At 37.7% G+C, this 24,147-nt stretch carries 17 protein-coding genes and 1 pseudogene; all 18 read right to left on the bottom strand.

Annotated features, from left to right (window positions below; all coding sequences use genetic code 11):
- Positions 1-100: 100 nt before the first annotated feature.
- Positions 101-1,561, bottom strand: coding sequence for a glycoside hydrolase family 1 protein (locus IV36_RS06385; RefSeq protein WP_056991375.1), 1,461 nt, complete (start codon positions 1,559-1,561; stop codon positions 101-103).
- On the bottom strand, positions 1,562-2,998 hold the full coding sequence (locus IV36_RS06380; protein WP_056991374.1) for a 6-phospho-beta-glucosidase: 1,437 nt from the start codon (positions 2,996-2,998) through the stop codon (positions 1,562-1,564).
- Positions 2,999-3,017: 19 nt separating this feature from the next.
- Positions 3,018-4,973, bottom strand: a complete 1,956-nt coding sequence (locus tag IV36_RS06375) for a beta-glucoside-specific PTS transporter subunit IIABC (RefSeq protein WP_056991373.1) — start codon at positions 4,971-4,973, stop codon at positions 3,018-3,020.
- A 104-nt stretch (positions 4,974-5,077) separates the two neighbouring features.
- Positions 5,078-5,947: a PRD domain-containing protein gene (locus IV36_RS06370; RefSeq protein ID WP_056991372.1), complete on the bottom strand. Its 870-nt coding sequence runs from the start codon at positions 5,945-5,947 to the stop codon at positions 5,078-5,080.
- A gap of 160 nt (positions 5,948-6,107) precedes the next feature.
- A complete protein-coding gene (gene trpA / locus IV36_RS06365; protein WP_056991371.1) occupies positions 6,108-6,911 on the bottom strand; it encodes a tryptophan synthase subunit alpha in 804 nt (267 codons plus the stop codon).
- Positions 6,904-8,109: a tryptophan synthase subunit beta gene (gene trpB / locus IV36_RS06360; protein ID WP_056991370.1), complete on the bottom strand. Its 1,206-nt coding sequence runs from the start codon at positions 8,107-8,109 to the stop codon at positions 6,904-6,906. Before trpB ends, trpA begins: the two co-directional genes overlap by 8 nt.
- A complete protein-coding gene (locus tag IV36_RS06355; protein ID WP_056991369.1) occupies positions 8,087-8,680 on the bottom strand; it encodes a phosphoribosylanthranilate isomerase in 594 nt (197 codons plus the stop codon). Before IV36_RS06355 ends, trpB begins: the two co-directional genes overlap by 23 nt.
- A 3-nt stretch (positions 8,681-8,683) precedes the next feature.
- Positions 8,684-9,466: an indole-3-glycerol phosphate synthase TrpC gene (gene trpC, locus IV36_RS06350; protein WP_056991368.1), complete on the bottom strand. Its 783-nt coding sequence runs from the start codon at positions 9,464-9,466 to the stop codon at positions 8,684-8,686.
- Positions 9,463-10,488 carry an anthranilate phosphoribosyltransferase gene (trpD, locus tag IV36_RS06345; RefSeq protein ID WP_056991367.1) on the bottom strand — a complete coding sequence of 342 codons (1,026 nt, stop codon included), beginning with the start codon at positions 10,486-10,488 and terminating at the stop codon, positions 9,463-9,465. Before trpD ends, trpC begins: the two co-directional genes overlap by 4 nt.
- Positions 10,489-10,909: 421 nt before the next feature.
- On the bottom strand, positions 10,910-11,482 hold the full coding sequence (locus tag IV36_RS06340; protein WP_056991366.1) for an anthranilate synthase component II: 573 nt from the start codon (positions 11,480-11,482) through the stop codon (positions 10,910-10,912).
- Positions 11,466-12,947: an anthranilate synthase component I family protein gene (locus IV36_RS06335; RefSeq protein WP_056991365.1), complete on the bottom strand. Its 1,482-nt coding sequence runs from the start codon at positions 12,945-12,947 to the stop codon at positions 11,466-11,468. Before IV36_RS06335 ends, IV36_RS06340 begins: the two co-directional genes overlap by 17 nt.
- Positions 12,948-13,303: 356 nt before the next feature.
- Entirely contained in the window at positions 13,304-14,638 is a 1,335-nt protein-coding gene (locus tag IV36_RS06330; protein ID WP_056991364.1) for a CapA family protein, read from the bottom strand.
- Between the two features lie 18 nt (positions 14,639-14,656).
- Positions 14,657-15,500 (bottom strand): annotated as a pseudogene (locus IV36_RS06325) (MetQ/NlpA family ABC transporter substrate-binding protein).
- A 128-nt stretch (positions 15,501-15,628) separates the two neighbouring features.
- On the bottom strand, positions 15,629-16,570 hold the full coding sequence (gene mmuM / locus IV36_RS06320) for a homocysteine S-methyltransferase (RefSeq protein WP_056991363.1): 942 nt from the start codon (positions 16,568-16,570) through the stop codon (positions 15,629-15,631).
- Between the two features lies 1 nt (position 16,571).
- Positions 16,572-17,963: an amino acid permease gene (locus IV36_RS06315; RefSeq protein ID WP_056991362.1), complete on the bottom strand. Its 1,392-nt coding sequence runs from the start codon at positions 17,961-17,963 to the stop codon at positions 16,572-16,574.
- A gap of 1,094 nt (positions 17,964-19,057) precedes the next feature.
- Positions 19,058-20,335, bottom strand: coding sequence for an NADP-dependent isocitrate dehydrogenase (gene icd, locus IV36_RS06310; protein ID WP_056991361.1), 1,278 nt, complete (start codon positions 20,333-20,335; stop codon positions 19,058-19,060).
- Between the two features lie 17 nt (positions 20,336-20,352).
- Entirely contained in the window at positions 20,353-21,435 is a 1,083-nt protein-coding gene (locus IV36_RS06305) for a citrate/2-methylcitrate synthase (RefSeq protein WP_056991360.1), read from the bottom strand.
- Positions 21,436-21,462: 27 nt separating this feature from the next.
- Entirely contained in the window at positions 21,463-24,072 is a 2,610-nt protein-coding gene (gene acnA / locus IV36_RS06300) for an aconitate hydratase AcnA (RefSeq protein WP_056991359.1), read from the bottom strand.
- Positions 24,073-24,147 lie beyond the last annotated feature (75 nt).

The raw sequence follows: 24,147 nt of genomic DNA, 5'->3' as shown, positions 1-24,147 counted from the left end.
ACATACCTTAGCAGCATAAAAATATCTATTTTGTCTAACTTTTGTGTTGCACTTCAAATTGACCCAGCTCTTTTATTTTAAATCCATATCTCATAATTAATTACAACTTTTCACCATTTGATGCAATAACATCCTTGAACCAATAAAATGAATCTTTGCGAATTTTTTCCAGGCTACCATTTCCATCATCATCTTGATCAACATAAATGAAACCGTAACGTTTCGACATCTCAGATGTGGATGCACTAACTAAATCAATTGGTCCCCAAGTTGTATATCCCATCAATTCAACACCATCTTTAATTGATTCTTTCATCTCGACAATGTGTTTGCGCAAATAATCAATCCGATAATCATCATGAATTTTTTTATCTGCTGTCAATTCATCAACCGCCCCAAGGCCATTCTCTACAACAAATAGCGGTATTTGATAACGATCCCATAATTCGTTCAATGTAATTCGGAGACCAATTGGATCAATCTGCCATCCCCATTCGCTTGATTTCAAATACGGATTAGCCTCTCCAAGAGCAAAGTTTCCAGTTGCCTTAGTGATATCTTCATCATCCGATGTAACAGTGGACATATAGTAACTAAAACTCAGAAAGTCTACCTTTCCTTGTTTTAAAGTTTCTTCATCACTTGTAGCAAACTCCAATTCAATTCCATTATCACGGAAATATCTATTCATATATCTAGGATATTCACCACGAACTTGGACATCAGTGAAGAAAAGATTCAATTGATCTTGCAATTGAGCTGCACGTACATCACCAGGTGCTGGTGTTTTAGGATATGTTTGCATTCTCGCGAGCATAGAACCGATCCTTGCTTCGGGATCAATTTCATGGCACTGTAACACAGCCAGTGCACTTGCAATGAATTGATGATGCAATGCTTGATAACGCAATTGCATTTTTTGTGTTACAGGCAGACCTTCATCGAGAGCTCCAGTGCCATTAAATCCCCAAACTGCAGCATTAATTTCATTGAATGTCAGCCAGTACTTTACTTGACCTTTGTAGCGTTCAAAGAGAACTTTCGTAAATTTTGTAAACTCGTCAATTGTTTCTCTTGACTCCCAGCCGTTACTCTTTAGTGTTAGCCCCAAGGGCATCTCATAATGCGAGATCGTTACGACTGGTTCTATTCCATATTTTTTACATGTTTCAAAAACACGATCATAGAACAAAAGTCCTTTTTCATTTGGTTCGTTTTCATCACCATTTGGAAAAATTCTGGTCCAAGCAATAGATAAACGATATGCCTTAAAACCCATTTCGGAAAAAAGTTTGATATCTTCTTCATAATGATGGTAAAAATCAATTCCACGTCGTTTAGGATAAGTTGTCGTACTTGTATCCTCAAGAGCTTCTTCCAATGATTGTTTAGTTACTTCATTAAGTGTAAAATCTTTGCGATTGGTAGCCCGTTTGACTACCTCAGCTGTTGAAATTCCCTTACCATCAATATTCCAAGCACCCTCAACCTGATTAGCAGCAGTTGCTCCACCCCACAAAAAATTCTTTGGAAAACCGCTGGGAACATTCTTACTATACATTTAATCACCCTCCTCTAGTAAATATTTGCCGTTTGTAGCTATAACCTTTTGATACCAATAAAATGAATCCTTTTTCAATCTTTGTAATGAGCCTTCACCTTTATCATTTCTATCAACATATATATATCCATAGCGCTTCGACATCTCTCCGCTTCCGGCTGAGACCAAATCTATGCAGCCCCAACTGGTGTAACCAAGACACTCAACACCATCTTCGATTGCAGCACCCAACTCACGTAAGTTCTCTCTTAGATAATCAATTCGGTATTGATCGTGAATCTCATTTTCGGGAGTAACTAAATCTTTTTCTCCTAGACCATTTTCAACCACAAAAAGTGGTTTTTGATAGCGATCATAAATTTGATTCATTGTTATCCGTAGACCCAAACCATCTGTTTGCCAACCCCATGAACTTGTTTTTAAATATGGATTTTTAAGTGAAGCAAAGATATTGCCAGCTGTTTTTCCCATTACATTCGGATCGGCGCTTGTTAACCTTGAAGAATAGTAGCTAAAGGAAATAAAATCTACGGTATTTTCATGTAAGTCTCTCCTATCAGTCTCTGCCCACTCCAATTCAACTTCTTTTTCTCTGAATATTTTGTCAGCGTAACTTGGATAATATCCGCGAGACTGGACATCAATAAAGAAGTATCCTTCCCGATCAGCATTTAATGATGCCCAAACATCTTTTGGATTGCATGTGTATGGGTATGTTTGTCCTGCAGCTAACATACAGCCGACTTGATTTTCATCATCCACTTCATGCGCCAATTTTGTAGCAAGTGCAGAAGCCACTAATTGATGATGCGCAGCTTGATATTTTAACTGTTCTGGGTTCTCAGTACCTTTTACGTCAAGTCCACCACCTAGAAACGGAATGTGCAATATCATGTTGATTTCGTTAAAGGTCAACCAATACTTTACCTGTCCCTTATAGCGTTTAAAGAGGACTTCACAATATTTCAAATATAAATCGATTAATCTGCGGTCAGTCCAGCCATTATATTTTTTAAACAAGGCTAATGGGGTATCAAAATGATTAATGGTTACCAAAGGCTCAATCTTGTATTTCCGACATTCTGCAAAGACCTCATCATAGAATTTCAATCCTTGCTCATTAGGCTGTTCATCATCCCCATTTGGGAAAATTCTTGGCCAGCTGATTGACATGCGATATACCTTAAAACCCATTTCCGCAAACAGCTTGATATCTTCACGAAAATGATGATAGAAGTCAATTGATTCATGACTTGGATAATACTGATAATTTGTGGCTAATGCCTGTTTTGGGTCGAACAATGCTTCATTTCTTTTCTCCGTCTCGGCGGGTAAAATATCAACTAATGATAATCCTTTGCCATCAGTCAGATATGCTCCTTCGCATTGATTAGCCGCAGTTGCTCCGCCCCACAGAAAGTTATCTGAAAATTTCATTTTTTGCCTTCTTTCATTCCTATGATAGTTCTAACAATGCTTCGTTCTTTGTGACTTCACTCTTATCGGTTACTATTTTTATCTCATGGTAGTTCTTGGAATTTGTAACAACTAATGGAGTGACAACACTGTAGCCTGCTGCCTTGATTGCCGCAATATCGAATTTAACAAGCGGTGTCCCTAATTTAACCTGATTCCCTTGCTTTACAAGTATCTCAAATCCTTTTCCTTCAAGATTGACAGTGTCCATTCCAATGTGCATCAATAACTCAGCCCCATCAGTTGTTTTCAATCCAACTGCATGTCCAGTGGGAAAGGCCAATACAATCTCTCCATCGGCAGGTGCATAGATAACTCCCTCAGTTGGATCAATTGCAATTCCTTTGCCCATGGCTCCAGAAGCAAAGACTTTATCATCTATTTCTGATAACTGAATCAACTTCCCAGAAAGAGGGCTTGCCAAAGTTGTCGCTTTATTAAAGATTGTTGTGGTGTTACTTTCATCCACTGGAGTTTCAACTTGAGAAGCAGTTGATGCTCCTGCAGTTGCAACTTCAGGCTCAATATCAACATAATTCTTGCCAAAGATGGCTTGTAAAACAAATCCAAGTATTGCAGCAACAGCTGCTGCAATGATTGAACCATAGAAGGCCATGTTAATACCTGTTTTGCTATTAATATAACTTGGGAAGGCAAAGATTCCTAAACCACCATAAATATAAGTTTTTGTTCCAAAAAACCCAAGTAATCCACCACCTACAGCTGCAGCAATACAGCTTAAAATAAATGGTCGTTTTCTAGGAAGCGAAAGGCCATAAATTGCTGGCTCTGTTACTCCAAAAATCCCCGAAATAACTGCTGGAATTCCGATGCTGCGTGTTTTTTTGTTTTTTGTCTGAAGTGTCATCGCAAGAACGACCCCAGTTTGTGCAAATGATGCCGCGAATGCAAGAACAACGATTGGATCATACCCCTTAGAAGCAAGGTTAGTAAGCATAACTGCCACGAATCCCCAATGAAGTCCGAACATAACAAATACTTGCCAAAACGCCCCCATTAGTATCCCAGCAAAAATAGGACTAAAGTTGTAGATTGCAACTGTAACATCTGAAACCGCAGTGCTTAACCAAGTTGCAATCGGACCAATTACAATAAAAGTAACTGGTAAGGTAATAACTAAAGTAACAAAAGGTACTAAGAATGTTTTAACAACGTCTGGGATAACCTTTTTGGCCCACTTTTCAACATGTGAAGCAAACCATACTGCTAAAATAATTGGAATTACTGACGAAGTATAATTCATCATAATTACTGGAATCCCGAAGAATGTTGTATGAATATCAGAGGCAAAGAAAGTTCCCTTAAATAATGTATACAAAACTGTCTTACTACTGTTTATCGCAACTATATCTGGATAACATAAAACCGCACCAATTGCCATTCCCACAAACTTATCAACTTTAAACTTATTAGCCGAAGTAAACCCAAGAAGAACTGGGAAGAAGTAGAAGAAACCATCTCCAATAGCATGCAATATCAAATAACTCCCAGAAGTCGCTGTGATCCAGCCAAATGCCACAAACATCGCTGTAAAGCCTTTAATCATACCAGCTGCACACAGCGGTCCTAAAATAGGTGTGAATATACCTGAAACAAAATCAATAAAGCGATCCAATAAGCTCATATCGGACTTTTCACCATAATCATCCGGTACCGAACCTCCATCTTGAAACCCACCAACTTTGATTAAATCATCATATACATCTGCCACATGGTTACCAATTACAATTTGATATTGACCTCCTGACTGAACCACCGTAATAACACCGTCAGTTGTTTTTAATTTTTCTGTTTTAGCTAATCCTTCATCTTTTAACTTGAATCTTAATCGTGTAGTACAATGAACCACGCTGTTGACATTTTCTTTTCCGCCGACTCCATCAATAATTTCTTTGCTGAGATCTTCATATTTCATTTTTTTCATCTCCTAAATTCAAAATAAAAACCCAGACAACCACGCAATATTTATCCAATTAGGATAAAATAATTTGCAAAGTCTCTGGGTTAATGCCTGCTTTATCAGTAACACACCAAAATACTTTTATTATTTTTTTGCCGATGGGTCACACGCCAGACATGTAAGGTCAAATAGACTTTATCATCCGGCTGCAACTTCCAGTTTGTTTCTTTCTGCAGATAATCACCAATTCGTTCAGTTGTTTCATATGCAAGTGGATATTTCAGCTGCATTAACTTGAGTAATGCGGGATCTAGTTCACTAGCCATCATACTTGTTTTACTAACTCTTTGAACCATCAATGCACGTAGATGCGTAACAAAACGACTATAATTAAAAGATTCTGTATCTAACGTCAGATGAAATTGGTATTGTATGATATCAATAATTCCGGAAATCAATTTCGTAATTTTGATTGTATCTTGAAGCCGTGAACCATCCATGCTTGCATTCACAAAATGGTATGTCATAAAGACAATCTCATTTTTTGGTAATTGAACACGTGCCTGTTGATTTATCAAGTTAATGGCTTCTTTTGCCGCCTGATATTCTTCGCTGAATAACTTACTGATTTCCCAAATAACGGTTCCATCACTAATCTCGATTCCTTCATGAGCCCGTTTTAAAGAAAAATCAATATGGTCTGCAAGAACAAAATATTGATAATCATTAAACCTGATTTTCAGTAAAGGTTCAACCAATTCAATAACTTTTGTCGTTAATTCTAATGATTGCGATTCAATTTCTTTGAAACTCTCAATATCCAGGCTATTCTTTTCAGCAGTTACAAAGCGACGTTCTATCCTCCCTTCATCAACTAGCATTCCTTTCTTCTTACCAAAACCTACACCATTCCCAATCACAATCCATTCAGTACCTTGTTCATCTTCAACTAAAGCAGCATTATTATTAAAATTCTTAATAAATTTCATGATCACTTCCTCCAGAAATTAAGTATTAAAAAAACCCGCCCTAGATGGTTGCTTTTTATAACAACCAATCTAAAAGTGGGTTAATGCCTGATCGAATCAGTAACACGCTCTGCTTTATGTGATTATAATACCAGCCATTGTAAGCGCTATCAACAAGTTTTTATAAACTTTTTTCTCTATTTATTTTATAAATTGCTTTGCTCATTTTTCTAGTATACTCTGTAATTTTTTTAGATGTTTCTGCCGTATTTTGAGCAATTATCTTAACAATTGCTGATCCCACAATTACGCCATCTGCAATCGCTGCGATTTTAGCCGCCTGCTCAGGTGTATGAATACCGAAACCAACTGCAATAGGAGCATCTGTTGAATTACGAATTGCTGCAATCATGTCCTCTAAATTAGAATCAAGCTGGCTTCTGACCCCCGTGACTCCCATTGAAGAAACAACATATACGAAGCCTGTGGTTCCTTGAACGATTTGTGGAATCCGTTTTGCTGAAGTCGGAGATACTAATGGAATCAGTGCACATTGATACTTGTGTGCAAATGGCAACACTTCTCCTCGTTCTTCCATTGGTAGATCTGGTATGATCACACCATCTATCCCAACTTGTTTACACTTAGAAAAGAAACGGTCATAACCATATTTGAAAATATTATTCAAATAAACTAATAACACTAGGGATACATCGCTCTTCCTTCGCACTTCTTCAACCAATTCAAATACTTTAGTAGTCGTTATTCCAGCTGCGAAAGCTCGCAAGTCTGCGTCTTGAATAACCGGCCCATCTGCAACAGGATCACTAAATGGTATTCCAACTTCTACAACATCTGCCCCACCTGCATCCAATGCTAAAATTGAAGCAACTGACTTATCAAAAGTCGGATCACCCGCCGTAACAAACCCAATAAATGTTTTATGCTGCTTGCCAAAGGCCTCTCTTAATCTTTGCTCAGTCATAAATTTTCTCTCCTTTGTATCTCGCAATAGCTGCGACATCTTTGTCTCCTCGTCCCGAAAGATTGCAAACAATAATCTGATCTTTTTTCATCTGTGGTGCAAGCTTCATCACATAGGCAACTGCATGGCAGCTTTCAATCGCCGCAATAATTCCCTCTTGACGAGCAATATATTCAAAAGCTTCAACAGCTTCATCATCAGTAATTCCAACATATTCTGCACGTTTAGTATCTGCCAAGGCTGCGTGCTGTGGGCCGATTCCTGGATAATCAAGTCCTGCAGAGATTGAATATACTTGATCTATTTGTCCGTCTTCATTTTGAAGAAACTTTGATTTCATTCCATGAAAAATTCCTACACTACCGCGCTCGATCGTTGCTGCATGCTGTTTTGTATCAACACCTTTACCTGCAGCCTCGCAACCAATTAACCTTACAGTGGGCTCATCAATAAAATGATAGAAAGCCCCCATAGCATTACTTCCGCCGCCAACACATGCAACTACTGCATCAGGCAGCTTTCCTGTCTCTTCCTGCAACTGCTGTTTGATTTCCTTGCTAATAATAGACTGGAAATCACTAACCATTGTCGGAAATGGATATGGACCCATCACGGAACCAATGACATAATGTGTATCACTGGTTCTTCTGCTCCATTCCTGCATTGCGGCATTAACTGCATCTTTTAAGGTTCCCGTTCCAGTTGTGATTGAATTGACTTTTGCCCCTAAAAGCTCCATTCGATATACATTCAATGCTTGTCTTTTTGTGTCTACTTGACCCATGAAGATTTCACATTCCATTCCCATAAGGGCGGCAACTGTAGCCGTAGCTACCCCATGCTGTCCAGCACCAGTCTCAGCAATTACTCTAGTTTTACCCATTTTCTTTGCTAAAAGTATCTGTCCAATCACATTATTTATTTTGTGTGAACCAGTATGATTCAAATCTTCCCGCTTAAAATAAATCTGAGCACCGCCAAGATCTGCAGTCATTCTTTTAGCGTAATATAACAACGATGGCCGATTTGCATAGTTCTTCAATAGATCCATCATTTCCGCTTGAAAGTCAGGATCATTTCGATAACGTTCGTATGCCTTTGCCAACTTAGTCACTTCACTCATCAAAGTCTCAGGAATGTATTGTCCTCCATATTGACCGAAACGCCCGTTTAATTCACTTGTTTTTTTCGTCTGCATCTTTAACACTCCTTATAAATTTAGCTATTTCATTATCATTTTTTTGACCATTTATCTCTACTCCAGAACTAACATCAACAATTTCTGGATGCAACTTAGAAATGACAGTACCCACATTATCTGCATTTAATCCACCTGCAACTATGAATGGATGTCCTTTTGCATCAATCTGATTCCAATCAGCCAATTGTCCCGAACCTGGTACTTTTGAATCAAACATCCAGTAATCCACTTTTTTAGCGGGCTTTGTCGTTTTGTTTGCTATTTGAAAAATCAATAAACCTTTGCTTTGGAGATTATCAACTTCTACAGTCGAAATCTTAGTATGAAATTGGACTCCCTGAATTATTTTCTGTTCAATTAAAATTTCAATGGTTTGTTTCTTAAACTCTGTAAAGACACCGATTGTTTTGATACAAGGTAAAAGCTGCTTACGAATTTTTTTTGCCTGCTCAATGCTTACTTGACGTGAGCTTTTAGCAAAGACAAAGCCCACATAATCAGGGAGGGTCCGATTTAGGATGGCAACTGTTTTTAAATCTTTGATGCCACAAATCTTTACTTTAGTCATTTCTTATCCTTTCATCTTTAAAATTGTATCTTTTTTATTCTTTGCACGCATTAAATACTCTCCAACTAAAACTCCATTAATTCTTGCATTATCTTGCAAATAGGTTATGTCTTTTCCACTTTGTATCCCACTCTCTGAAATCACCAACCGATTTTCTGGAACCAAAGCGCTGAGTTTGCAAGTAGTTTCTAGACTAACCTTGAAATTAGTCAAGTCTCGGTTATTAATCCCAATAATCGCTGCATCCGTATTTAAAGCTCGTGTTAATTCATGATGATTATGAACTTCTACAATTGCCTCCATTCCCAAATCACGTGCCAATTCCAAATACTCATTTAATTGTTCATCACTGAGAATCGCCACAATCAATAAAATAAGTGTTGCTCCTGCAGCCCGAGCTTCATAAATCATATATGGATCGATTACAAAGTCTTTCCGTAAGATTGGTAGTTCACTTTTCTGAGCTATTTCTCTCAGATATTCTAGCTTCCCATGGAAATATTTTTCTTCCGTTAACACAGATATCGCGCTAACTCCTGCAGCTTGATATTCCTTAGCAATCTCCAAATAAGGAAATTCGTTAACGATTATCCCTTTTGAGGGAGAAGCTTGCTTTACCTCTGCAATTACACTCAGCCCGTCAGCCCTCAAATTCTGTTTAAAAGATTCCGCAAGCCCCTTGCTTTTACTCTGCCTACTAAGCAACTTTAATTCTTCAAACGTTACTTTCTTTTTGCATAACTCAAGTCGTTCAGATGTTGCTGCAACCAAATCATCTAGTATCATACGGTTACCTCGTCATCATTCGTCAGTTTAATGAAGTCATTTAGCTTAGCTAATGCCCTTTTGCTGTCTATTGCTTCTTTTGCTTCACGAATTCCTTCAAAAAAATCAACCTCAGGATGTACAATATGAATTGCAGCTGCAGCATTCAAAAGTACAACATCTCGCTTGGGGCCGGTCACTCCGCTCAAAATATCACGGGTAATTTTTGCATTTTCTTGTGGAGTTCCTCCAACCAAATCTTGTTCCGTACAACTATGAAAGCCGAATTGTTCTGGCATCAATTCGTAATTTTTTATTTCTTTTTCATTGAACTCGGCTACCTTAGTTGGACCGGTTAATGTAATTTCATCTAGTCCATCGGTTCCATGAACAATCATCCCTGAATTAGCACCTAATCGCTGCATTACTCCAGGTATAACTTGGAGTAGCTGATCATCATATACACCCATTAATTGCATCTTTGCTCCAGCCGGGTTTGCAAGTGGTCCTAAGATATTAAAAATAGTTCTAAAAGCCAACTCTTTGCGGACCTTTGCAACGTAACGCATCGCTTGATGATACTCTTGCGCAAATAGAAAACAAATGCCAATTTTATCTAGGATTTCAGACGATTTTTTAGGATCGATATTTATTTTCGCTCCTAGAGCCTCTAATACATCCGCCGCACCACTCAAAGATGAAGCCGCTCTGTTGCCATGCTTTGTCACTGATATTCCGGTCGCCGAAACAACAAAGGCTGTTGTTGTGGAGATATTGAATGTATGGGCATTATCGCCACCAGTTCCTACGATTTCAAGTGTTTCTTTTTGACTGGAATCAAAATTTAGCGCATGCTCCCTCATTGATTGAGCCGCTCCTGCGATCTCATCGACTGTTTCCTTTTTTTCTGCTAATGCTGTCAAAAATGCGGCAATCTGAATATCCGTAGCTTTGCCTGACATTATTTCATCTGTTACCCGATTCATTTCCTCATAACTCAGATTACTGCCACTAACAACTTTTTTTATTGCTTCTTTTATCATATTTATATCCTCCCTAAGAATTATTTCTATATGTGCAACCCATGTTTTAAAAGAATCCGCCATCGAAATTCTTCCATCTTTTCTCCTCCTATAAAAAAACGCCCATAACAGTCACCTGTTAAGGACGGATTTTCCGCGGTACCACCTTAATTTGCAATCTCAAGCCAGTTAGCTACTGTGCCTATGAAACACACACTCTTACAGGATGCAATCACATCCCTGACATCTAACGTGAGTCTTACGTTGCGGAGTACTAACATTTTTCGTGCTTTGACCGCACCCTCAGTGGTCCATTTAACAGCTTGCGTTCAACCGGACTCTCAGCAACGCCGGTTCTCTGTATGTGCACAACTATCTTGATCTCCACTTCAGTAGTTTGTATGGATAAATATTAAATTTTCAATTTATTATTTTTTACTAGTTAAACTTTTAAGAAGTTCCGAATAATCGTATCTCCAACCGCTCTATCCGTCATAATTGATTCTGGATGATATTGAATTGCATATATGTGCTTTTGACTATCTGAAAAAGACATTAATTCATTATCACTTGAGACGCTTGTAATATTAAAATTCGAAGGTAACTGTTGATAATCCGCAATTAACGAGTGATATCTAGCTGCTTGGAATTTACGGGGTGTTCCCTTTAAAATCTCATCAACATATTCTACCTTGATAGTATCGACTTTCCCGTGCATCAGCTTTGGTGCAATAACAACATCGGTATCAAATGCTGCAGCGATTACCTCTAATCCCATGCAAACACCCAATATTGGAATTTTACCGGCAAATTTGTCAACGATCTCCACACAATTACCTGCATCATTTGGACGGCCTGGACCTGGCGAAATAATAATATGTTCTGGCTTTAACCTCGCAATTGCATCACAATCAACCTCATCATTCTTTTTTACCACAATATCAGAAGTAAATTGGCCAATTTGCTGATACAAGTTATAGGTAAAACTATCATAATTATCAATTAGTAATTCCATTTTTTTCACCTCTAACACTAACCTTAGCCAATGCATTTCTTACTGATCTCGATTTATTCAGACATTCCTGATATTCATTTTTTGCTATACTATCGGCCACAATCCCAGCTCCTGTATGCAAAATACCATTTCGTCCGTTCCTATGCAGTAATCGAATTCCAATTGCCATATCAAGAGCACCTGAAAAGCTCATATAGCCGAAACAGCCGCCATAGATTCCTCGTTTAAAGTGTTCCAATTCATTAATAATTTGAATTGCCTTAACTTTTGGTGCCCCCGACAAGGTTCCCGCTGGAAAAACAGCATCTAAGACATCCAATGCACTTTTCTCTGGCAATGCCTGACTTTTAATGACAGATGCTAAATGAACAACGGTCGAAAACTTTTCTAGAAAAGCATGCTTTGTGACATGAATTGTTCCAAATTTGCTTATCTGTCCAAGATCATTTCTCCCAAGATCAACTAACATGTTATGCTCTGCTAATTCTTTTGCACTGCCTAATAATTCTGCACAATTTTTTCGATTCTTTGCATCATCATCTGTCAGCTTTCGGGTTCCTGCCAAAGGATAACTTGCAAGTTCTTGTCCTTGTCTCGTAATCAATGTTTCAGGTGAAGCCGCTACGGCGGCAAAGTCTTTTTGCTTAAAATAAAAGTGATAAGCATGCGGTTCATCTATCATTAATTGCCTTAAAAGCGGTAATAAATCACCAGTCAAGTTTACTTTCTGCGGATTGGACATGATTAATTGAAAAATATCTCCTACCGTGATATGTTCTTTTGCAATTTGAACTTTATTTGAATACTCAGCTTCATTAAAATGCATTTGAAAATCACCGGTCATCTTCAATTGTGGCATTTCATAAGTTTTGCCAATTCGTGCAAACACCCTTGTTTTCAGTTCTTCAAGTTTCTCTTTTGCCTGCTTATAGTTAGCTTCTAAATTTTCAGTTGCAATACTGATGATCAAGCTCACTTCTGATTTATCACGATTATACGCAATTAATTTGTCACAACAGAATAATCCGATGTCTTGAATATTATCTGGATTGGTATGCTGAAAATTAATATGCCTTTGATAATATTTAGTATATTCATATGAGAAATAGCCTATTAGTCCTCCAGTAAAGGGTGGAAGCCCTGAAATAACAGGCTGTTCATGCTCCTTTAGGATTCTCTCCAAATAATTGTGAGGATTTACACCTTTTACTGCTTTGTCCCCATGTTTGCTGCTATCAATTAAAACCCCATCTAAGACGGTAATGCTTCGTGTTGGTTGAATTACAAAATAACTATAATTTCCAAGTGCATGATTCCCACCTGAAAAATAAACTGTCTCCTTATCGCGTGCCAGGGATAGTAATAACTGTTCTTCCTCGTCTTTTGTTAAAGATAAACGCTTAGCAACTGGGACAAAATTATAAGACGAAGCAATCTTTTTTAACTCATCAATTTCAGGAAACATTTTGTTACTCCTTTCTACAAAAAAATCCGTCCATAACAGTTACCTGCTAAGGACGGATTTTCCGCGGTACCACCTTAATTCGTAGCTCAAAAAGCAGTCAATTACTGCTTAATAAACCACACTCTTTACAGGATGCAATCACATCCCTGATATCTGACGTGTATCTTACGTTACGGAGTACTAACACTTTTCATGCTTTAACCGCACCCTCAGTGGTCCATTTAACAGCTTGCGTTCAACCGGGCTCTCAGCAACGCCGGTTCTCTGTATGTGCACAACTATCTTGATCTCCACTTCATCGGTTTGTATGGACGAATATTAAATTACAGTTATCTTAAAACTTTACTACCTTTTTGTCAACAAAAATTTATTTTTTCTAATTTTAGCTTTCCAGTTTTATATTCAAAACTAACTTTAGTTTCAAAACTGTTACTCAGCATCTGCATGCGCTGAATCGTTTTTGCAGTAAAATCTTTGCTCGCAATTTTTGGAATACCACGCTTTAAAGAATCAGGTGCATCCATTTGCAAGTCGAGCGGTAATAAACGATACTCGGCTTTTCCATCAACAAAATCAATTTGTAAAGCTAAACCCGCCGAAAAGATCCGTTTGCTGTTAAAACCAGCAAGTTTGCCATTATTGTAAGCTCGTTTACGATGCAGTACAAAAGGAAGTGACGAATCCGGTAGTTGGTAAGCCTCATACATTTCAGGTGGGATTATCGACTCACCTGCTTCAAATTCCATTAAGAAACTACCAAGATTATAAAAAATTGGTTTACCGTGATATAATTCGATTCCCCGCAAAAAATGCGCTCCGTGTCCAATCACAACATCTGCTCCAGCATCAATAGCTTGCCGTGCAATTTCTCTCACGAAATCAGCTGGTTTGTCTGCGTACCAATTCTCATTTAATCCTTCATGCGTGTGTAAGCTAAAAATCGTAAAGTTTGCCCTGTTTTTTGCATCACGAACCTGCTTAATCAATGCAGCTGCATCTGCTAGGTTAAGCGTCGTTCTGACCTGATAATCCTTACCCTTCTTAAAATGTATTTTATCTTGATACATTGAACCAACGTAAATCTCATCCGCTGGTAGGGGCTCCCATCGCTCAATTTCAGTCCCCACATCAATACTTTCACTCAAGCCTAATCGATTGTTTATCTTTTTTAGATTATCAAAATCTGCTGCTGGTACAACATATATTTGTTCCCATCGTAACGGGTTCAACCCAGGACGAGCCGGTACTCCGTTACCTCCATTACTTGCTAGAAAAATCTCTGAACGTGTTGCGGAAGCGGCAACAACTGCAACGCGACCGCTTTCTGTATCTAAGAATCTAGGCTGGTTAGCTTCATCTAAACTTCTCCCAAGCCCAATTGAATCTAAATCTCGTGCTTCGGCAGCATGGATTGTATCCATAATACCTTGTACACCAAAATCACCAGTATGATTATTAGCAAAATTTACAAGATTAAAACCCAGTTTTTTTAGCTCATCTAGACGATTTTCTCTCACTGCCGTGACGTAACCACGACCTGCCGCTGGTGCCGTTTGATTTTTGGGAGTACAAAATTCCGCATTAGTAAAGACTGCATCTGATTCTTGTAAAAAACTACATATATTTTTTTCGATTCTCTTATTCAAATTTCGACTTGAAAATAAGCTATCACCCGTCAACGTAATTTTCATTTTATTTAATATCCTTTTTTAGTTTTTTAAATACTTAACTGACTTATTAACTTCAACCTTTCCTGGAAATTTCTTCTGAATATACTTTTGAATTGCTTTGTTATGATAAAGCTTAACTAATTTTTTGTACGTTGCATTATTTGCATTCTTCTTAGTCGTTACAATTACGTTAACATTTGCTTTAGTATTTTGTTCAAGTTTCTCATGATAAATGGAATCCTTGAAAACATTGAGACCAGCTTCTTGTGCAGTAGTATTATCAATTGCGACTGCTGCTACACTATTATCTTTTAGAACACTTGGTGCATTGGTCGATAAAATTGTTGTAATTTTATAGTTATGTGGATTCTTTTTTATGTCTTGAGGCGTTACTAAAACATTTGATCCATGCTGTTTTAATTGCAGCAAACCAGCAGATGCAAGCAACTTTAACCCACGACTTTCCGCAGCTGGATCATTGGCAATTGCCAAGGTTGATCCATCAGGTATACTGCCTAATTTACTATATTTTTTAGAATATAGTCCCATCGGCTGAATATATGTTGTTCCTAGAACTGCTAGCTGTCCGTCTTTGTTCCCTTCATTGTATGTCACCAGGTACGCATAAGATTGGAATGCATTTACATCAAGTTTTCCATCAGCAACGCCCTTATCCAGCGATGCAGAATCTGTAAAATCTTTGACTGTAATTTTTAGACCCATCTTCTTTACTCTTAGCAATATGCTCCCAAACCTGTGTATCTGTTCCCTGTGACCCCATAATAATTTTTTGTTCGTCATTTTCCTTATTCACTCCAAATGAAAAAAAAGCAACGATAGCAATTGCAACCACGACTAGTAAAACAATAATTTTGTTCTTCACTTAATAAACCTCCTTCAATGATTATGCAAATATTTTCCATTGTATATTCAAAACTATGATTAAACATTTAATAACGCTCGGACTCTAGAAATTGTTTGCTATTGAAAACATTAAAAAAAGACTTTTTACTAAGAAGTTAGCTCAGATCTTACGTGCGTCAAAGCCATGGATATTTCCCGAATATCATGTGGCGTAGTACGACAACAACCGCCAATTATTTTAGCTCCTGACTTAATCCAAGTTGGAACTAAATCACTAAATTTCTGAGCTTTGTCGTTAACTTGCCATTTTTTCGAAATAGGATCATATATATCACCATTATTGGGATAGACGATTAATGGCTTTGTTGTTAATGAGTGAATTTCATTCAATGCAGGAGTTATATTCTCCATAGCCGTACAATTAACTCCAATTGCACTAATACTCTCGAATTGGTCAAGATACTTCACGACCTTTTTCAAAGGTGTACCATCACATAATTGTTTACTATCCTTTATACTAAGTGCTACCCAGGCAGTCATTTTTGGAAATTTTCTCTCTAGTAACTCCGTAACGGCTTCAATCTCAACAAAGTTAGGCTGAGTTTCAATAGCAAATAAATCTGCTCCAGCCTCAAACAGAGCTTGCATCCTTGGATAGTGAAAATCTTGGAAAGATTTAATAGACAAATGATAATTGCCAGTGTATTCACTACCATTGGCTAGAAAGGCTCCATAAGGTCCAATACTTCCTGCCAATAATAATTTTTTGTTTTCTGAGGCCCTATCTCTTGCTTCCTGCGCGCAAAAAACAGCTTGTTTTATCAATGCAACACTCTCGTCAGCACTTATTCCTTGTTTCATAAATGCCTGCTTTGTTGCTTGATAGGTATTCGTTATTGCGATATCTGCTCCGGCATTAAAATATTCCTGATGCACTTCTGTTATTTTCTTCGATGCGTCGAGAAGAGCAGTTGCCGACCATAGTTCATTAGCAGTATCTACCCCAGCTTTTTCAAGTTCCGTTGCCATTGCTCCATCAAGTACCAATAATTTTCTCTCATTTAATAATTCCAATAATGGTGCTCTCACCTTAAGATTCCTCCTTCTCAACTTTTTCCTCATGTTTTCTCTTGAAAAAATACAGGCCATAACACCCTAGAACAAAAGGTATCATATAAAATAATGCTGGTCTTTGAGTTGAATCAAATACAATTAGAATACACGACAATAAACTGGCTATTAATGCGGTCCATGGGATAAAGGGATATCCAGGTGTCACAAATTTAAGTTCATTAACTTTATGACCTTCTTTTATCCAATTTTTTCGGAAATTAATTGCTGAAAGTGCAATTGCTGCCCAAACTAATACAACCGCAAGTCCTGAAATTGAAACCAATACTAAATAAACAGTTGATGCTGCTACAACACTTGACAACAGTGCTAGAATTCCGCCCAGCATGCTAGCTGTTAATGCATACAATGGAACTCCATTGTTTGTCGTTTTAGCAAAAAAAGAGTTAATCATTTTCTCGTGCGATAACGACCATAACATTCTGGTTGAAGCATAAAGGCCGGAATTAGCAGCTGACAAAATTGCTGTTAAAATTACAAAATTCATAATGTCGCCTGCAAATGGAAGCCCAATACTCTTAAAAACAAGAACAAATGGGCTTTGACCTACTCCTGCTTGTTTCCAAGGAATAAGTGTTGCCATTACGGTAATACTGCCAATGAAAAAAATAATTAGTCGCCAAAGTGTTGTGTGAATTGCTTTGGGGATTGTTCTAGCTGGGTCCTTAGCTTCTCCAGCAGTGACACCAATTAATTCTGTTCCTGAGAAAGCAAAATTAACAGTTAGCATTGTGGTAAAAACACCTTTAAATCCTGTGGGAAAAAGCCCATTTGCATAAAGATTGTGAAATAATGGTTGCGGATTATATTTCTTAAAAGAGAATATTCCGAAGATAGCAAGTATCCCAACTCCAATAAAGAAAATAATTGCCAATACTTTAATACTTGCAAACCAAAATTCTGTTTCAGCAAAAAAACGAACAGAAAATGCATTAGAAGCAAAAATAATGATCATGAATAACAAACTCCAACACCATGTTGGCGTTCTAGGAAACCAGTTTTGCATAATCAATCCTGCGGCTGTAAATTCTGAACCTAATGCAACAGTCCATGTAAGCCAGTACAAAATAGCAACAGTAAATCCCGTTGCGGGTCCGATAAAACGTGTTGCATAAACATGGAAAGAACCTGTTTGTGGCATAGCAACTGCCAATTCTCCCAGGCAAAGCATTACTAAATAAACAATTACCGCACCAATTCCATAGGCTAGAATCGTTCCCACGGGCCCTGCTTGATGAATTGTATAACCCGAGCTCAAGAAAAGACCAGTTCCAATTACACCACCTAAGGAAATCATAAATAGATGCCTTACCGTCATCTCTCGCTTCAATTTTTCGCCTTTATCTGTCATAACAAATTCTCCATTCTTAAATAACTATTTTAAAAAATTTCAACCACGCTTAATACAAGACTAGCACTGTTACATATTTCTTTTCTAAAAAAATATTGGATATTTCTCTTCAAATACTTTTATCTCTTACTATCTCAAGCGTTAAGTACCTTCGACTCTATTAATTGAATTGCTTAATTTCAAATTCGAATTATGGATTTTTTATAAAATCCATAATTTTTATGCTAATAAAAACCTCATAGTCAATTTAGACTACGAGGCGATTAATCGCGGTACCACTCGATCTTTGATTGCTAAGTCATCTTAACAATTCTCAACGAGTCCTGATTCCACTCTAGAAATCATAACCCTGATACGCTAACGGGCATAACCGTCTCATGCTCACTTCTTATCAGCTCGCAATCAATTTTTCTAAAAAGACCATCTTCTCTTGCCTTTCATGAACTACTCTCAGCGTCGTAGTCTCTCTGTGCATGTTCAAACAAAATACTCATCTTTCATAAATAAATGACTCAGATATACACTACTAACTATAATAAAGAATAACAAAACCTTTCTTCCAATTTTATCTACAAAAAAAGTCCCTTGCTCATAAATAATTATCAAGCAAGGGACGAAATTACTCGTGGTACCACCCTTTTTCGCACCAAATGTGCCTCAACAGTACAAAAATACCTGGGAATTTAACGGTTCCTACCGAATACCTAGCTTATAACCAAATACCACTTGTTCAAAGTCCATCTTCACTAATCGCACTAATACCTATTCTCAGCATCCTAGGCTCTCTTATAATTAGCCCTCACAGTTACTCTTCTTCTCATAAGATTATCATCTTTAATAAAAACTTAAAGTTATTTTAACGCTCATCAATTATTACGTCAATCATTTTTTTAAATATTTTTTACTTTAATGAATTTTCTGACACTCTATCCATACTAATGAATTTTAACGTAAATTAATAGGTTCTATATAACTTAGGACAACTATAATTAGAAAATTTTGGTTTATACACCATGCTTGTCTGTAATCTCTAAAAATAATTAAAAGGTCGTTCACTTTAAACAATGTCAACAAAACTTGGCTAGTTCTATTAATTATTCATTTTTGGTTATTAGTTCAATCAAGTAATCCGCAAATCCGCTTGTTGATAATTCAGTTGCTTGTGGTAATGCTGCTGCAAAATCAACTGTCACCTTTTGTTGTTTAATTGCAGTCGCGACCGCACGTTTAATTTCCCCCGCAACTTCATTCCACCCGATATATTCAAATAACATTACTCCTGAAAGAATCAGTGAAGTTGGATTCAGCTTATTTTGTCCCGCAAATTGAGGAGCCGTCCCATGTGTAGCTTCAAAAACAGCTCGCTTAGTCTGATAATTAATATTTGCACCAGGTGCGATCCCAATACCACCAACTTGAGCAGCTAGAGCATCTGATATATAGTCTCCGTTCAAGTTCAGTGTTGCAACTACATCAAAATTTTCAGGATGTAATAATGACTGTTGAAAAAAGTTATCGGCAATAATATCATTGACAATCACCTTGCCATCCTTTTTTGCTTGTAGTTGAGCTTTATCCGCAGCGGTCTTATTTTGCTGTTGCTTAATTTGATTGTATTCGACACTTGTAAATACTTGATTTTTTAACTCTGCCACAACCTCATAGCCCCATTTTTTAAAATTGCCTTCCGTTTTTTTCATGATATTTCCCTTATGTACAAGGGTCAAATAACTTTTCTTTTGCGAAATCGCATAATCAAGAGCCGCTCTTACGATTCTCTTAGAGCCTTCACTTGAAACTGGTTTAATTGCAAAAGATGATGTTCTAGGAAAGCGAACTTTATGTTCTTGGTGATTATCCTTTAATAAATCTAATAATTTTTTTGCCTCTGCCGAACCACTCTCAAAATCAATTCCAGCATAAATATCCTCTGTATTTTCTCTAAAAACGGTAATATCAACATTTTCTGGATGCTTAACAGGTGATGGGGTCCCCGCATAATAGTGTACCGGTCGGACACATGCAAATAAATCCAATTCCTGTCTTAGTGTCACATTAATTGAACGGTGTCCTTCCCCAACAGGTGTTGTCAGCGGGCCCTTAATAGCAACTAAATATTCCTTGAAAGCCGCTAAAGTTTCGTCTGGAAGCCAGCTTCCACTATTTCGATAAGAAGCCTCACCAGCTAAAACCTTTTTCCAGTGAATTTGCCGGCTATCACCATAGATCTTATTGACAGCACTATCAAAAACACGCTGTGCTGCCTGCCATATTTCCGGCCCGATTCCATCTCCTGCAATAAAAGGAATTATTGGATTATCAGGTACAAGCAGTTTGCCATCGACAAGTTTTAATTTTTCTGGTTGTTTCATTTATCATTCCACCTTAATTATTTCTTTGCGCAGTGTCGGTCAATTGGCCCAACATATTCTGAGTTAGGACGAATCAGACAATTTTCTTGACGTTGCTCCATAATATGAGCTAACCAGCCTGCAGTCCTACAAGTTGCAAAAATCATAGTAAAAACTGATTTATCAAGACCTAAGCAATGATATATCAAAGCAGTATAGTAGTCGACATTCGGATGAAGCCCAAACCGCTCTAACATATATTCGGCAAGTTCTTGCTGAATCTTGAAATATCGTTCATTTCCAGTTTGCGGAGCCAATTCTGCTGCAATCTTTTCCAAAATAAATGCACGGGGATCTCCGTTCTTATAAATTCGATGACCAAATCCCATTATTTTACGCTTTTTCTTCAGTTGAAGTTCAACATAGTCTTTAGGCTTAATCTGCTTCTTCTCAATGTCTTCAATCATCTCAAAAACACGTTCATTAGCACCGCCATGAAGTGGACCTTTTAAGGCAGAAACCGCTGCTGTTAGGCATGAATAATAATCAGCAAAAGTTGAAGCAACAACACGAGCAGTAAATGTCGAGGCATTAAACTCATGATCAGCTTGTAAAATCATGACGCTCGAAAACATTTTAGTTAGTTTTGCGTCGGGCCGTTCTCCCCTAATCATGTATAAAAAGTTCTCAACAACACTCAAATTAGGGTCAACATCAATTAACGTTTCATTATCTCTAATTCGCAAAATAGCAGCAATTGCTGTTAACATTTTTGCTAAGATTTTAGGTGGTTCATCATGTTCAACATCGTTTGTCGTTCCCAAAAGAGATGTTGTCGTTCTGAGAATACTCATTGGATGCTGTGGTTCCTTGGCAATGTATAGTAATAAACGAATTGTTTCAGCAGGTAAAATCATCTTACTAACCAAATCAGCCCGAAAATCGCGAAGTTCCTGCTCACTAGGCAGTCTTGTATGCCACAGTAAAAAAACAACTTCTTCAAACGAAGCTTCACTCAATTCTTCGATCGGGTACCCTGCATAAGTTAAATGTGCCCCAGCCGTAGAACTTATTTTAGTTTGGTCGACCACTACACCTGCCAGTCCTCTTGGATAATCCATCCCAATTCTCCTCCTTTGTATAATAACTTAGTTACCAGCAATCTTTTTTTCTAATACATATGGCAAAATTCCATTTGACTGATAATACTTGATATCAATAGGTGCATCAAACCGCGAAACCACATCAAACCTAGTAATCTTATTTGCAGATTTGGCTGTTATGTGAGCGTATTTCCCATCTAATTCAATTGAAAAACTTTCTGCCCCATCTAGTTTAAGTGATTGTGCATTTTCATTTGGTAAATATTGCAGCGGCAAAACTCCCATCATTACCAAATTAGAACGATGAATTCTTTCGAAACTCTCAGCAATAACGGCCTTGACACCTAACAATTGAACTCCCTTTGCTGCCCAGTCTCGAGATGATCCCATCCCATAGTCCTTTCCAGCCAAAATTATTGAGCCTATTTTTTTTGCACGATAACTCATTGCAGCATCATAAATTGTAGTTTCTTCACCGGTTAACCAATTCTTGGTAAAACCACCTTGTTTATCTGGAGTCAGCTGATTTTGAAGACGAATATTTGCAAGTGTTCCTCTAATCATAACTTCGTGGTTCCCCCGTCGTGAGCCATAGGAATTAAAATCCTGAGGTTTTACCCCTCGTGATAACAAATATTTTCCTGCTGGCGTTCTTTGACCTATGAACCCAGCCGGGGAGATGTGATCAGTAGTAATTGAATCACCTAATTTTGCTAACACTCTCAAGCCAGTCAAATTTTCTTCATTCTTTTCAAATAACGGTGGTGAAGCAAGATATGTTGATTTTTTATCCCAATTGTAATTGGTTGACTTAGTGCTTGGAAGGTCATTCCAGCTTGCATTTTGTTTAAAAATATTTCCATAATTTTTAGAGAATAAGCTTGGTTTCAAATATTTGTGTATTACTTCACTTACTTCTTCAGCAGCAGGCCAAAGATCCGTTAAATATACCGGTTCTTTCTTTTGATTGTATCCAAGTGCTTCTTTACTTAGGTCAATATCCAGCGTACCTGCCAATGCATACGCAACGACTAATGGAGGTGAAGCTAAATATGTGTCCTTAATAAGCGGATTTACTCTACCTTCAAAATTACGATTACCGCTTTCAATCGCTGCCAGCGGATACCCAGTTTCCGCAATTACTTCCTGCACGCCATCTTTTAACTTTCCTGAATTACCAATACATGTCGTACAGCCATAACCAACTATGTTGAATCCTAAATCATCAAGATACTCTTGTAATTTCGCAGCAGCAAGATATTCTGTAACTACGCGTGAACCAGGTGCAAAAGAGGTCTTTACATACTCTGGAATCTTCAAACCATTTTCGACTGCCTTCTTAGCTAGTAAACCTGCTGTAATCAAAATTTCCGGATTTGATGTATTTGTACAACTCGTGATTGCAGCAATTCCTAATGCACCTGGACGCAACTGAAAATTTTCCTCCTCAATACTAACAACGCAATCATCTAGCTCATCATACTTTCTGAACTGCTGTGCAAGTTGAGGCAACTTGACCAAGTCCTGCGGTCTCTTAGGCCCAGCAACACTGCTTTCAACCTCACTTAAATCTAGTTCCACATATTCTGAATATTTTCTTTGACTATCTTGATTTTCTTGATAGATCAAAGAATTTTCCCGTGCATATGCTTCAACAATCTCAATTTGCCCTTTAGTACGATCTGTCAGCCGCAAATAATCAATTGTCTGTTGATCAATTGGGAAGAACCCACATGTAGCTCCGTATTCAGGAGCCATATTTGAAATTGTTGCGCAATTAGCCAGTGGTAAATTCTTTAAACCTGGTCCATAGAATTCAACAAACTTCCCAACAACATTAAAATCTCTTAGCACATGGGTTAAGGTCAACGCTAAATCTGTTGCAGTTGCAGTAGCAGGCAGCTCTCCTGTCAGACGTACCCCTACAACTTGTGGCATTGGAAAGTATGATTCTTGTCCCAGCATGCTGGCTTCGGCTTCAATCCCGCCTACTCCCCAGCCAAGCACACCCAGCGCATTGATCATCGTAGTATGTGAATCTGTACCTACCAAAGTATCCGGAAATAAGACTGGTACTGGATCATCAGATTGTCTGATGACTGACGAAAGATATTCAAGATTAACCTGGTGAATAATTCCGGTATCTGGAGGAATTACAGATAGATTATCAAAACTTTCCTGTGCCCACTTTAAAAATAAATAACGTTCCCGATTACGCTTGAATTCTTGTTTAATGTTATATTCAAATGCATCTTCATTCCCAGCCATATCAACTTGAACAGAGTGATCGATCACGAGATGAACTGGAACATCAGGATTTATCTCATTCGGATTTTGTCCGCGAGCTTCATATTCCTCGCGCATTGCCGCTAAATCAACCAACGCAGGTACTCCTGTAAAATCTTGCAATATTACTCGTTCAGGTTTATATGGAATATCATGATCATGTTTTTGATCCCAATCCAGAAAATTAGATAGAAATTGTCGCATTTCTGCATTTGTTTCACTTTTACGCAACGTCAACTCTAATAAAATTCTAATTGAATATGGTAGCTCTTGAATCTTCTTACCATGATCCACCATAAATTTATCGATATTGTAATACTGGTACTTTTTGCCACCGATCACGACATCATTGCTATAAGTGTCTGACATAATTAACCCTCCATCCTTTTTCTTGATACCTTTTAATTTCCGCTATTTTAACATAATTTTAATAATGGGCAACTT

Source organism: Liquorilactobacillus mali, from assembly GCF_001437155.1.
GTDB classification, from domain to species: Bacteria; Bacillota; Bacilli; order Lactobacillales; family Lactobacillaceae; genus Liquorilactobacillus; species Liquorilactobacillus mali_A.
This window is presented reverse-complemented; position numbering and strand designations above follow the sequence as displayed.